Source organism: Paenibacillus xylanivorans, assembly GCF_001280595.1.
In the GTDB taxonomy this organism is placed as follows: Bacteria; Bacillota; Bacilli; order Paenibacillales; family Paenibacillaceae; genus Paenibacillus; species Paenibacillus xylanivorans.
Genome location: NZ_LITU01000036.1, coordinates 6,792 through 19,925, shown reverse-complemented (window position 1 = coordinate 19,925; position 13,134 = coordinate 6,792). Strand labels below are relative to the sequence as shown.

The 13,134-nt window shown below is 48.1% G+C and carries 12 protein-coding genes; 6 read left to right on the top strand and 6 right to left on the bottom strand.

Going from position 1 to position 13,134, the window contains the following annotated elements; all coding sequences use genetic code 11:
- Together AMS66_RS33450 and bcp are read left to right on the top strand one after the other, a co-directional pair.
- Positions 1-448 (top strand): ABC-2 family transporter protein (locus AMS66_RS33450; RefSeq protein WP_236703172.1); only part of this gene is annotated, 448 nt, incomplete at its 5' end.
- A gap of 46 nt (positions 449-494) precedes the next feature.
- Positions 495-959, top strand: a complete 465-nt coding sequence (bcp, locus tag AMS66_RS04220; RefSeq protein ID WP_053779603.1) for a thioredoxin-dependent thiol peroxidase — start codon at positions 495-497, stop codon at positions 957-959.
- A 93-nt stretch (positions 960-1,052) separates the two neighbouring features.
- Here bcp and AMS66_RS04215 read toward each other — a convergent pair whose 3' ends face one another.
- The 6 genes from AMS66_RS04215 to AMS66_RS04190 form a co-directional block, all read right to left on the bottom strand.
- Positions 1,053-2,180 (bottom strand): GerAB/ArcD/ProY family transporter, encoded by a 1,128-nt coding sequence (locus AMS66_RS04215; RefSeq protein ID WP_053779602.1) that lies wholly within the window; start codon positions 2,178-2,180, stop codon positions 1,053-1,055.
- A 50-nt stretch (positions 2,181-2,230) separates the two neighbouring features.
- A complete protein-coding gene (locus AMS66_RS04210) occupies positions 2,231-3,337 on the bottom strand; it encodes a GerAB/ArcD/ProY family transporter (protein ID WP_053779601.1) in 1,107 nt (368 codons plus the stop codon).
- A 20-nt stretch (positions 3,338-3,357) separates the two neighbouring features.
- Positions 3,358-3,594 (bottom strand): hypothetical protein, encoded by a 237-nt coding sequence (locus AMS66_RS04205; RefSeq protein ID WP_053779600.1) that lies wholly within the window; start codon positions 3,592-3,594, stop codon positions 3,358-3,360.
- 6 nt (positions 3,595-3,600) lie between these two features.
- Positions 3,601-4,803, bottom strand: a complete 1,203-nt coding sequence (locus AMS66_RS04200) for a Ger(x)C family spore germination protein (protein ID WP_053779599.1) — start codon at positions 4,801-4,803, stop codon at positions 3,601-3,603.
- An 18-nt stretch (positions 4,804-4,821) separates the two neighbouring features.
- A complete protein-coding gene (locus AMS66_RS04195) occupies positions 4,822-6,333 on the bottom strand; it encodes a spore germination protein (protein WP_053779598.1) in 1,512 nt (503 codons plus the stop codon).
- A 209-nt stretch (positions 6,334-6,542) separates the two neighbouring features.
- Complete coding sequence (locus tag AMS66_RS04190; protein WP_053779597.1) at positions 6,543-7,187, bottom strand: DedA family protein; 645 nt, start codon at positions 7,185-7,187, stop codon at positions 6,543-6,545.
- A gap of 245 nt (positions 7,188-7,432) precedes the next feature.
- Here AMS66_RS04190 and AMS66_RS04185 point away from each other — a divergent pair, with 245 nt between their 5' ends.
- The 4 genes from AMS66_RS04185 to AMS66_RS04170 form a co-directional block, all read left to right on the top strand.
- Positions 7,433-8,701 carry a polysaccharide deacetylase gene (locus AMS66_RS04185; RefSeq protein WP_053779596.1) on the top strand — a complete coding sequence of 423 codons (1,269 nt, stop codon included), beginning with the start codon at positions 7,433-7,435 and terminating at the stop codon, positions 8,699-8,701.
- Positions 8,702-8,804: 103 nt separating this feature from the next.
- Positions 8,805-9,794: an AAA family ATPase gene (locus AMS66_RS04180; protein WP_053779595.1), complete on the top strand. Its 990-nt coding sequence runs from the start codon at positions 8,805-8,807 to the stop codon at positions 9,792-9,794.
- Positions 9,791-11,014 carry a DUF58 domain-containing protein gene (locus AMS66_RS04175; RefSeq protein ID WP_053779594.1) on the top strand — a complete coding sequence of 408 codons (1,224 nt, stop codon included), beginning with the start codon at positions 9,791-9,793 and terminating at the stop codon, positions 11,012-11,014. Before AMS66_RS04180 ends, AMS66_RS04175 begins: the two co-directional genes overlap by 4 nt.
- A 160-nt stretch (positions 11,015-11,174) precedes the next feature.
- Positions 11,175-13,134: transglutaminase-like domain-containing protein (locus AMS66_RS04170; protein ID WP_201782143.1), on the top strand; the 1,960-nt coding region annotated here is incomplete at its 3' end.

The window sequence follows — 13,134 nt, the reverse complement described above, 5'->3', positions numbered from 1 at the left end:
GGACCCGCCTGCACTTGTTGGTTCGTTTATCGGTCTGATCATTATGGTCATCAGCGGTGCGGAGATGGGGCTTGTGCTGGAGTGGTGGCATATTCCGGCTCTCATTATTCTTGCTCTTAGTTCGGTGTTAATCTATGCAGGAATCTACATCACCTTGACGTCGTTGTCTTTCTATTCGGACGCACCTACAGGCATCTTGCCATTAATGTACAACATTCAGGGATATGGACGTTATCCCGTAACCATCTATAACCGTGCGATTCAGGTTCTGTTAACGTGGGTCATTCCGTTTGCCTTCGTGGGCATCTACCCGGCAGCCCTGTTTCTGGAACGATCCGAAATGCATCGTATGGCGATGCTGACACCTGTGATGGGATTGGTGTTTGGCTCCATGGGCCTTCTGCTGTGGAATTATGGTGTGAAGAAGTATCGCGGAGCAGGATCGTAACAGAAGACCTTTGTGAAAGGATAGATGAGATAAAGGAGGCAATGAGATGACATTAACCGAAGGCAAACTGGCACCAGACTTTGAAATTCCGTCCAGTACGGGAGAGACGGTGAAGCTCTCGGATTATCGCGGACAGCGGGTGCTGATATATTTTTACCCGAAGGATATGACTTCTTCCTGCACCCAGCAGGCATGTGATTTCCGTGATCGTCATGAGGAGTTTAAGGGGTTAAATACAGTTATTCTGGGGATTAGTACCGATCCGATGAAGCAGCATGACAAATTCATTGCCAAATATGGATTGCCATTCACTCTGTTGTCAGACGAAGAGCATCAGGTAGCCGAACAATACGGTGTATGGCAGCTCAAGAAATTGTATGGCAAGGAATATATGGGGATCGTACGCTCCACATTTCTCATTGATGAAGAGGGTGTTCTGCTGAAGTCGTGGTCGAAAGTGCGAGTCAAAGGCCATATTGAGGCAGCGTTGGAGGCTTTGCAGCAACTGTAGAAAAGTTAATCTGTATTCTTACTATACAAAGAAATAATATTCAATTCATAATAAAGGCTGTGTTCGCGGGATATACCGTGAAACACAGCCTTTTTATGTGGGCAAGCGTTCTGGATGGGTCTGATTTCCTTTGTTCTTTCCAAATCGAATGCGATGAACAAGTAAAAGCAACAGAGGAATAATAAAACTGCAAGTAATGTCCCAATCCACCCATGAAGGCATGATGGTTTCGATATAAAAGATGACATTGGGGGAAATCAGGATAGCCAATGCAAACATCAGCAAGGATGAAGGGAGAATGAGTGGTTTGTATGTTTTCAACCGAAACAGCTGAGCTAATCCGATAACAAAAGCAAACATATACAGCAAGCTTTTGAAATAGGTCGCAATTAACCAGGCAGTAGCCATAAAGGCCTCAATGCGCTCAAAGAAGTTGCCGATATTAATTTTTTGAGACAGGGTATAAGAAATAAAAATGTTATGCTGGGTTAGGAAAGGTCCCACAACCATTAGGGAAAACAATAACAGCACACATAGAAGCAGACCTCCGCAGAAAGTGGCAAGCAACAGGTCTCGTTTAAGGTGCGGCCCTGACATTACATAAGGAAGAATCATGATAAGCACGAGCAGCTCCCCGAAGGAGGTAAATGATCCGCGAATAACGGTTTCAATTAAATGAACCCAACTGATGCTCAAGATTGGTTGCAGATGTGAGACATCTATTTTGGGCAGCAGCCCCACAAACAGGAGAGTCATAAAGACAACAACAATAGGAGTCAATAGTTCACTGGTTGCTCCCATGGTTTGCAATCCATTTATTAAGCCCCAGATCAGCACACACATGAGCATAATCAAAATGACACGGATGGGGGTCTCAAAGTAGATCTGAGTCGTCATGAAGTCTCCAACCTCACGGATACAGATGGCAGCGCCTATGGCGAAATAGAACAGGTAACCAGCAGACAAGACCGATCCAATCCATGGACCAAGCAATTTTTGGCAAATCTCAATCAAAGTAAGTTTAGGGTAGGTTTGGTATAGTTTGTAAAAGATCCAGATGATAAATAGACCGATAGGCTGGCTGAGGAAAGAACATATCCATGCATCCTGTTTACCCAAAGTTGTGACCAACGAAGGATAGATCAGAATCATATCCCCAACCATGACAAGAAAGGTAAGCAGGGTAAATTGCCGAATGGTTATTTTTTCTCTGATTGGCATGGGTTCCATACTCCTTCATTAATCGACATAATCGGTGCTTTATCATTCTGTTATCCGGATGACTTGGTTTTCCAGCGCTTTTTGAACATATGCACCAGCAACAACAGTCCAGGCAAAATAATACTTAACGTCGTATCCCAATCTATCCAGTATGGAACGACTGTAATGACGATGAAGGTCAAATTGGGCGAGACCAGATTGGAAAGGCCAAATATAAGCAATGATACAGGCAGAATGAGTATTCGGTACTGCTTGAGCTTAAACAGTTCGGCGCATCCGACGGTAAATGCGTACAGATACACCATCGCCTTAACATACGTAGAGATAAGCCAGGAAGAAGCCATAATGGCTTCAATACGCTCAAAAAATCCACCGATATTAATCTTCTGAGATAAGACAAAGGAAGCATAGATGTTGTGCTGTGTAAGGAACGCACCTAGAACAAGCAGAGAGATGGTAACCAGTATAGCCAGCAACAAGTTGCCAAGTCCTGCTGCAACAAGAACATCCCGAGTTCGGTGTGCCTGTTTAAGGGTGTAGGGAATGATCATCATAATGGGGATCAGTTCACCTACCGGATATATGATACTTATGAGAATGCCCTGCAGGATGGGAACGACGCCGACATCCGATGCAGGCTTCACATTGCTGGGATCAACCTGAGGTAGCAGACAGAATGCAAGCACAAGAATAAACACGATAAGGATAGGCATCAGCAACTCACTGCTTCGCCCAATCGTTTCCAGACCGTGGTATAACCCCCAGCCAATCGTAATGACAAACATTAAAATGATGACGCGAACCGGAGTGTACTGAAAGATTTGGGAGGTGAGGAAATCTCCGACCTCTCGGGTGTGCGTTGAGGCGCCTATTGCAAAAAAGAAAAGGTAAAATACGGATACAACATTACCTGGCCAAAATCCCAAAATGCTCCGTAAAATCTGTATCAGATTCTCCTCCGGATACAGACTGGACAGCTTTAAAAACATGAGCATGAGGGCCATTCCCAATGGAACCCCGACAAGAGCACATATCCAGGCATCTTGTTTGGCATAGGATGTGATGACAGAGGGGTAGATCAGCATCATATCCCCGACCACCATCATGAAAATGAGGATGGACAATTGTCGTGTTCCGATGCGGCCCTGCTCAAGCATAATGTCCCCTCCTTTTTTTCCTAAGTTCCAGTCAAGTGTGCCAGAAAATGATTTACAGGTTCATAAATCCATATAATGAGATACAGTGGACTGGGTATCTCCCACAGGTTGGCCGCGAAGATGCTTAGAACAGTGGCCAGGATCAGCAAGACACTGTAAACAGCTGTTTCTTTCCATTCCTTGCGACGTATGAGCCCAGGCAGATCGAACCACCCAATGATCCCTGCGATTACAATGACACTAAGTGTAAGTAACACTCTGACTCACTCCCTAATTTGATCTTTGAACGAATCATCCAGTGTGCCTACACGTTTAATTTGAACATTGACATCGTAATGGACATCCAGATCTTCCAAATAACTATCCCAATCTTTTTCCACCTTTTTGAAGAACTTGGGATCAGCATGATAGACCTCTTGCCCGAATCCGAAAATATCAACATGAAACTTGCGCTGTACCGATTTAATGGATTTTTGCATGAGATCTACAAGTTTTTCCTCACTATCCCGTTCCAGTTCCTTAAGTACTTTCATTGAACCGATTTTGATTCCGCACTCCACTGCGCCTATAGATGATACATTTTTGATGTTGATGTCGATTACAGGTCGTCCTGCAACAACTTTCGCTTTCCGTTTGGTCGTTGTGCGGAGTGCTTTAAACGTCACATATCCATTTTTGCGGCAAGGCAAATGACTTATGGTAGATACCACATTGTTTCGAATGTAGTTATATCCCTTGGATTCATCCTCCGTTAGCCAACCAATCAGCTTGTCTCCCTTGAATACGGACAGCCCGGTTGAATTCAGGCTGGCAGGAGCCTTTATAGTGGCAATATTGGCCTGACTTCCGCTGTTCTCCGGTTGACCGACAACCTCTACCCCCGTAATTACAGGATGTATTCCAGGTGCCAATAAATATTCCAGTAATTGATCCCCGGTTACGGTTGTTGTGGGTGACCAGGTCTTGGTAGAGACATCCAATGAATTGAACATCTTCTCTGCAGGTAAGTTTTCAAGAGGCGTCAGCACGTCAAGCACTTTGGAAGCCGTTGTATTTCTCGCAACCATGACGTAATAGTCAGGACGAACCGTAGGCTCGCGCATTAATGCTTCTGTGATATCGTAAATGCCCACTTTGCGAGCATACTCCTCGCCAATGACCATTACGCGGATATGTGCCATGAATATACGACGGGGGCTTGATTCTGTTAATTTTTGAATGGCTTCAAACAAGGTTGGCGCAGAAGCTTGATACTGAGTCACGGGCGTCCCTTTACCTCCTCCTGACTTGGAGGATACTTCATTGGGAACAACAACCTGGGCAGTCACCTTGACCATGTCTCCATCCTTGTCTACACCAAGACCCAGCATGATGCCAAGTTCATTGAGTTCCTGTCGATCCCAGCATCCGGTAAGGAGAGGGAGCAGAACGGCAAGAGATAGAAACAATTGTAGGCATTTGTTCATACACGTTCTCCTTACCGATTATCGCTTCGTTTTTTTGTTTGCTTGTCTAGTTTCGTTGGCAGTTCCGGTAGAGATTGGGCGGGTTTTCATCCGGGTCCAAGGCACGCGGAAAATGGTATCTTTGAGATCTTTCCCGATGTAAGGCGCAAACGGAGACATGTAAGACACACCAAAGGATCTTAAACTGCATAGATGGGTTACCGTAATCAGCAGAACCATCAGAATCCCGTAGAAACCAAAGGCAGCAGCCAGGATCATCAGCACGAAACGCAGAATCCGCACAGAGATGGACAATCCATTTTCAGGAATAACATAACTGGATATCGCTGTAATGGACACGATAATAACCATGGCAGCCGATACAACGCCCGCATCTACTGCGGCCTGACCAATAACAAGGGTACCCACAATGGAAACCGCCTGACCGACGGTCTTCGGAATCCGGATACCGGCTTCCCGCAAAATTTCATAGGTTAGCTCCATTAAGATGGCTTCAATGAACGCCGGGAATGGAACACCTTCACGCTGAGCTGCCAGACTAATAAGCAGGTTGGTAGGCAGCATCTCCTGGTGAAAGGTAGTAATAGCAATATAAAAAGATGGAGCGAGCAACGCGATAAAGAAGGCCAGATAACGGATCAGTCGAATCAACGAACTGATATCGGCACGTTGGTAGTAATCTTCGGGAGACTGAAAGAAATGAACAAACAGGGCTGGGACAAGCAGTACGAAAGGAGTGCCGTCTATAATGATCGCTACCCGACCTTCAAGCAATGCAGCACATACGGTATCTGGTCGCTCGCTGTTATAAACCGTGGGGAAGATCGTACCTGTTTTGTCCTGTACGAGTTCCTCGATATATCCGCTTTCCAGAATAGCGTCAATATCAATCTCATCAAGTCTGCGTCGCAGTTCCTTTACAACCTCTTGATCAACGATATGCTCCAGGTATACCACTGCTATCCTGGTGTTCGTGACTCGGCCAAGCTCCCTTTCCTCAATCCAGAGATGGGGGTCTCGAATTCGTTTGCGAATTAGGCCTGTATTTGTACGCAAATTTTCATTAAAGCCTTCCATGGGCCCTCGAACAACCGTCTGGGAGATCGGTTCACCGACGGGACGATCTTCCCAGCCTGCTGCTGCAATTTTCAGACCCCGATTAGAACCTTCCAGGAGCACAACGGCAAAGCCCGCCAGAATGGCATCAAGAATGTCTTTCATCTCATCGATTAATATCACGTTGCTGGCCGCCAGTACGTCATTCTTGAGATAGGTCAGATGCTCATTATCCTCTGAAAATTCAGGTATCTCACGGGTTTGTAACAAGGATTCCAGGATGGAATGATTAATAATCTGGACATCCACCATTCCATCGATATATAACATGACAGAAGGCCATTTATGCAGACATTGCAGTGGACGAACCATCAAGTCTATGCTATTCCCCATCACTTGATTGCAGTAATCTATATTTTTCGTAAGATTCGGAGATATTCTCAGATCCTCACTGCTCTGCGATGCTGTACTCATGCCTTCACCCCTTATACACCCTATATTTGCAAATTAGTATGACCTGGATGAATCCGGATTATCACAAATGTGTTATTGATTATCCCGCAGAATAAAAAAGAACATGAAAAAAAGGAGCCGCGATATGCAGCTCCTTGCTAATAACAGAAACTATAACTGGGAGGTGTGTATTCCTTGAAGTCATCGATAAATATGTTACTGATCGTCGTTTACTTTTGTCTTTGCCGAACCGCGGCAGGCTTGCGCAACGATCGAGCTGCCCACGCTTTTCGATAACGGTATAGTACGGCTGCAATTAGCAGCAGCCCAATACCCGCCACAATGTAAGCTGTATATTGATGGGCAAGGTGGAACACCGCGTTCCATTGGGGTCCGAATATTTTACCAATGCCCAGAAACAGCACCACCCAGAACAGTGCGCCTGTATAGGCGTAGAGAGCGAATTTACGAAAGGGTACAGCGGCTATACCCGCGAAATATCCGGTGAAATGCCTCACTCCCGGAATGAAATAACCGATGAAGATCAGGGCATTGCCGTACTTGGCAAACCACTTTTGCGTTTTATCCAGCTTGTCCGGTTTCATCAGAAACCATTTTCCATATCGCGTAATGAACGGTAGACCTGCTTTGGCACCAATAAAATAAGTAATCGTCATACCGATCGTCGTTCCCAGAAAAGCGAGGACGGCGAGTATCCCGAAGTCCAGATGACCCTTGTAGGACAGAAACCCGGCATAAGCCATAGTCGTTTCTCCCGGGAAGGGAAGGGCAATGAATTCAAGCAATAATCCAAAAAACAAAACGCTGTATCCGTAGGATCCAAACAGATGCTGGACCTTCTCAAGCAATTCCAATAGACTTCACTCTCCTGCAGACAGGGTGGGAGGAGATACTTACTCTCCAAGGAGTTTTGTTCACGATCCTACCTGTCCATTATGCTACCTAATCCGAAGCGAAGAATCAATCACGAGCCATCCCAAATTGTGAAAAATTATAAAACAAAATCGCGTCTTTTTTCAGCGCATCCTCCATATAATTCTAACAAATCTGCTGAAGTCTATCAGCAAATTCACTAGAGACGTTGGAGGTCGATTCGTACATGGTAACACCAATACATACATTTTTATCTAGAAAATGGTCTGTGCTTGTTCTTCGCATTGTGGTACTGCTAAGTGTATTTGCTGCATTTGCAGGCACAACTTACGCTTCTTCTGCTTCGGGCTCTGTTGCGCCCGCCTCCAAAGAAGAGAATTCCCAAGACAAGGTAGTCTATTTGAGTTTTGACGATGGACCGGGTAACCATACCCGTGAAGTATTGGATATTTTGCGCAAGGAGCAGGTTTTGGCTACATTTTTTGTACTTGGTGAGCAGGCAGAACGTTATCCTGAAATGATCCGTGCGGTTGTGGAAGATGGACATGCTTTGGGCAATCATACGTTTAATCATAATTATGAACAGCTGTATAGTGATTTCAAAGTGTTCTGGAAGCAGATCAAACAAACAGAGGAAGTAGTAAATCGAATTACCGGATTTCGGCCTAATCTGGTACGGGCACCGGGTGGTACCTATGGACATTTTGACCAGAGTTATTTTGATCTGATGAAATTGGGCGGGTACACCGTCATGGACTGGAACGTAGACAGTGGTGATTCCAAACGCAAGGGTGTTCCTGCCAAAGAAATCTTGCGCAATGCCACCAAATTGCCTGCCGGGGCACGTTCGGTCATTGTATTGATGCATGATGGAGGGGCACATGCCGAGACGGTAAAAGCACTACCTGGCATTATTAAATATTATCGCGATCAGGGTTTTCGTTTTGACACGATGAAAGCCTCGGATCAGCCAGTTCAGTTCCGCATCGATTCCAATGGTAAATACAAGTCACGCAAGGCTCCGAGTACGGAGTGGATCGCAGAACATGTACAGGAGAACAGCAACCTGTGGTTGGCTGGCAAGGAACTGAAGGTGGAGATCGGCTTGGCAGCAGCCACATTGAAGCAAGGAGAGTTTCGTGTGGAAGATCAGCGGATCATGGTGCCTTTACGGACCTTTATGAAAAAGTTCGGTGGTAGCGCTCGCTGGAATGCAGAGACCCGGACAGCTACAGCCGTATGGAAAGACCGAATCATCCATGCAGACAGTATCAGCGGAGAGCTGACAACGAAAAGCGCAAATCAGATCAATGACAGGACGACAGAGGGAGTTGTGCAGAGCCAGGGAGGAACAATCTGGGTTCCGCTACGGGAATTGATGGAGCATATGGGAGCAAGCATTGATTCACTGAAGGCGAATGAAAAGGAATGGATTGTTAAAGCCAGCGTGCCTCTGGCAGCAGCGAGCAGCATGTATGTGGATAAAATGATCTGAATAAAGTCGCTCGTGCAGGACTATTCTCTCTACTTCCGGGCAACACTGAATCATAGATTACTATGTTTCAGGAATGCCGATGGATGGAAGGAGAACAGGAGAAATGTCTTATATTCGAATGGAACATGAGCATGCCGTTGAATTGCTGAATAGAGTTATGAAGCGAGTAGAAAGTGTGATTATTGGCAAAAAACAAGAGATTCGTTATGTGCTAACTGCAATGCTTAGTGGAGGTCATGTACTTCTGGAAGATGTACCAGGCACAGGCAAAACGATGCTGGTTCGCGCTGTCGCTTCTGCGCTGGATTGCTCCATGGGACGAATTCAGTTCACGTCCGACGTGATGCCGGCAGATGTGACGGGCACGTCGATGTATCATCCGAATACGGGAGAATTCAAGTTTCGGCCAGGACCTGTCATGTCCAATATTGTTCTGGCTGATGAAATCAATCGCGCTTCCCCACGCACCCAGTCGGCACTGCTGGAAGCGATGGAGGAAAGACGCATTACGGTGGATGGCACAACCTACGCTTTGCCACGCCCGTTCTTTTTGCTGGCGACACAGAATCCGTTGCAGTTTGAGGGCACCTATCGTCTGCCTGAAGCGCAGCTGGATCGATTTATTATGAAGATTGGACTGGGGTACCCTGATCCGGAGCAGGAAGTGGAACTGTTAACCCGAATGCAAAGCAGAGAACTGCTTGAGGAGCTTCGCCCTGTCATGCTTGCTGAAGAAGTCGTAGCCATGCAGCGGGAAGTGAAACATGTACATGTTGACCCTGTGGTCAAACAGTATCTGGTTGCTGTCGCCGTGGCCTCCAGAAGTCATCCAGCGGTAAGGCTGGGCATCAGCCCGCGCGGAACATTAGCCTGGATGGCTGCTGCACAATCGTTTGCTTACCTCCAAGGACGCAGTTATGTCATTCCCGATGATGTGAAAGAGATGGCTATCCCGGTCCTTTCCCATCGTGTTCAATTAAAGGCCCAGAATAGAGCCGAAATGTGGGGACAGGCGCAGGTGATTCAGGAAGCTTTAGCAGCGGTTCCTGTACCTGTACAGATGGCGGCACAGGGAAGGGGACGGCGTCAATGACCGCGCTGGGTCAACGGATGTTGGGTGCTGTCTTGGTGGTGGCTTTTGCCTCTTTGTATGTTTGGCATGGCGGAAAAGCCGCGCTTTTTCTGTCCATTATCACGGCCCTGATGCTCGTAAGCGCACTGAGTATCCATTTTTTCGGTCCGCGCAATATCAACATTCGGCGGCAAATGCATGCGAATCGGGTTGTGGCAGGCGAAAGAACACGGGTTGCGGTGGAACTGAAATTCGATTGCCCGATTCCACTGTTATGGATCATTCTGTGTGAGAATACACCTGCTGGCGTACACCGTAAATTACTATTCCCGGGAACCCGTCGCCAGTTTACGTATCAATATGAATTATCGGGTTTGCGCAGAGGTGTGTACAGATGGGAATCAGGGAGATTGTACTGGGGTGATATTTTCGGATGGAACACGTGCTCCGCAGAGACTGTGAATCATACCCCGCTAATTGTTGTGCCTCAAGCAATGGAATGGGGCGTGAGTATTCCGGGAGAATACTCAGCCATGGGTGAAGATGCGCTGTCTGAACGAAGAAGCAGTCAGGGAAATCGAAGTCCTGAGTTCCGGGAATATCAGCAAGGAGACCCACTGGGGCGTGTTCATTGGAAAAGCACAGCCAAAACGGGTCGGCTTCAGACTTTTTTGCCTGAAACCTCAGATTCTGTCTCGCTGGGTATCCTTGTGTATGAAGGTGCATCCGGTTATGAAGTGAGGCAGTCAGAGAAGAAGGACACGCCTGCTTTTGAACGTGCGGTCCGTGCAGCTGCCCGTTGGATTCATACCGCTGAGCGGGACAACATTCCTTATCATCTGTGGACGGAAGGCGGTAGGGCAGGATCTACTCAACAAGAGGAATGGCAACAGGATTTCCTGCATTCGCCTGAAAACCATGCGCTGGACAAGCTGGCGCAGGCACAAATTTCCACGTCTCAAGCTACATCGCTTCGTACAGAGATGTTAGATAGAATGGCGATCGGGTCACGAATTATAATTCTCACCGGCAGAATGGATGACGCTCTGGTGGAGTGGGTAATGTGTGCAATCGGCTTAGGATACAGGGTAGAGGTTCAGTTAACTGATCGAACCATCCGTGACTTGGGGTGCAATGAAAGTCTGGAACAGCTTCGTCAAAGGGGAGTACAGATTCATTGGATCACAGACGGCTCATTACCTTCAATGAGAAAGGCGGAGGTAACGGATGTGGGAGCATAATGGAAACCTTCAAGCGGCTGAAAAAGGGCGTACCGACAGTTTGGGATTAGAGTCTGTGCAATCCATATATATAGCTGAAACGAGGACACCTGGAGTAGATTTGAGGAGTAATAATCAAAGTTCGGAGCCTCTCCTGTACAGAGTCTGTATTTCTGCCATTTTGCTTATATTGTCCCTGGAGTGGATCTATCCTATAACGTCAACGGGCCAGCAGGGAAGTGAACGGTTTTTGTCCGTGATGGCAGGATTAACGGGGGCCTTGCTGCTCGCGGGGTTGCTTCGTACCGGCTGGATTACGGGAATACTGATCAGGCTCTTCATTGCGCTAGCTGCATTATGCTGCATGTACGGAGGTAATGACCCTGCCGGATGGGCAGTTACATATCCGGCTACTCTTTCTGCAGATATCGGGAGTTTCCTGAGTACCTGGCGTTTTCACTCGATTAGTGTGGAGACAAGAGGTCTGCTGATGATGTGCGGATGGAGCATGCTGATGGCTTCCGTGCAGTCGCTTGTACTGCTGCGACGAAGTGTGATGCTGTTTAGTAGTGCAACATTGGTCTATTTGCTGCTGCTTGAATCATTTGCAGGGCTGGATGTATATGCTTCAGTGGTACGTTCTGTGCTGTGGATTCTACTCATTCAGGCCATGCTACAGTTGCTTCGCCTTAATGGCGGGGTAACCACCCCGATCTTTTGGCAAAGTCCTTATGGCCGTTGGTGTACGGTAACGCTTACGATGTCGGTAGGTATGGTTCTTTTTTCAGTGATCCCTGGTCAACTTGCTTCCATTCCTCCACCGGAACGGATATCACTTGAGCAGATGGGTGAGCGGCTTGCCCGCTGGGCAGGCTATACACAGTACGGAAGTATTCCTGCCGCAGCCGCCGTCACCGGATATAGTACAGCGGATGCACCGATGGGCGCACCTTTGGTACAGGGAGACACGATCTTTTTTACAGCGAAAAGCCCGGAAGCTACGTATTGGCGGGGCGAGACCCGTTCATATTATAACGGAAGCACCTGGAGTGATCCGGTGCAAAGCTTTGCTACGGCAAGTCCATCCGGATTGGTGCGTACTGATGGTTGGGAGTATCCAGCCTATTGGCAACGTATTCGTCAAACTGTGACGATGAAGCGAGAATGGAGAGGACCGAATCCCCTCTTTACAGGTGGAACGCCGCTCAATCTTTCGTTTCAGGATAAGAACAGTGATCATCAAAACAAACTTTTACTCTTGTCGAATGAAGATTCTGCAACGTTATGGCTCGCGGGTACCTATGACGATCAACCAGTCAAAAGTTATACGGCAGATGTGATGATTCCTGTGGCAACACCTGAACAACTAAGCCTTCTGGGGAAGACGTCCAAAATGAAGGATCCGGCTGCTATTCGCAGAACGTATCTGCAACTGCCGACTTCACTTCCTGGTCGTGTACAGGCTCTTGCCAAGGAAATCATTCGGGGAAGTGAAACCCGTTATGATGCTGTACAAGCCGTGAAGAATTACTTAGCCGACCATGCCGAATATACGCTAGATACCCGTATGCCGCCGCGAGGAACTGATTTTGTGGACGATTTTCTGTTCGTCACGCGGCAAGGATATTGCAATCATTTCTCAACAGCCATGATTGTACTGCTGCGTGCAGAGGGTATCCCGGCACGCTGGGTTAAGGGGTTTGGACCCGGAGAAGCAGACCCGGACGTCCCCGGGCAATACATCGTGACCCAGGGAGATGCCCACTCCTGGGTAGAAGTGTATTTCCCCGGCGCGGGCTGGATGCCGTTCGAGGCCACGCCAGGCTTCACCATGACACACGGTGAAGGCCAAGACGCCGCTGCGCTCAGCGGGCAGCAGCCCGTTGCCGTAACCCCGCCGCAGACCGACGGCGGGGCGGCTCACGCGGGCGCATGGCTGCTCGCCCGCGCACGGGCCATTGCCGCGCACCCATGGCCCGCGGCAGCCCTTGTGGCAGCGGCGTTACTGTGCGCCGCCGGGGCCATGCGCATGCGGCGGCTTCGCCCCGCGCTGCGCCTAAGGCTGCTGCTGGCGTGGCCGCGCAGCAGCTTTCCGGACCGCGAGCGGCTGCTCAGCGCCGCCGCTCCGGTCTGGGCCGCGC

Bases quoted from the DNA above. Each gene is read 5' to 3' on its own strand.
- AMS66_RS04210 (WP_053779601.1), bottom strand. From the start codon at position 3,337: ATGCTTGAGCAGGGCCGCATCGGAACACGACAATTGTCCATCCTCATT.
- AMS66_RS04200 (WP_053779599.1), bottom strand. From the start codon at position 4,803: ATGAACAAATGCCTACAATTGTTTCTATCTCTTGCCGTTCTGCTCCCT.
- AMS66_RS04195 (WP_053779598.1), bottom strand. From the start codon at position 6,333: ATGAGTACAGCATCGCAGAGCAGTGAGGATCTGAGAATATCTCCGAAT.
- AMS66_RS04175 (WP_053779594.1), top strand. From the start codon at position 9,791: ATGACCGCGCTGGGTCAACGGATGTTGGGTGCTGTCTTGGTGGTGGCT.
- AMS66_RS04185 (WP_053779596.1), top strand. From the start codon at position 7,433: ATGGTAACACCAATACATACATTTTTATCTAGAAAATGGTCTGTGCTT.
- AMS66_RS04215 (WP_053779602.1), bottom strand. From the start codon at position 2,180: ATGCCAATCAGAGAAAAAATAACCATTCGGCAATTTACCCTGCTTACC.
- bcp (WP_053779603.1), top strand. From the start codon at position 495: ATGACATTAACCGAAGGCAAACTGGCACCAGACTTTGAAATTCCGTCC.
- AMS66_RS04180 (WP_053779595.1), top strand. From the start codon at position 8,805: ATGTCTTATATTCGAATGGAACATGAGCATGCCGTTGAATTGCTGAAT.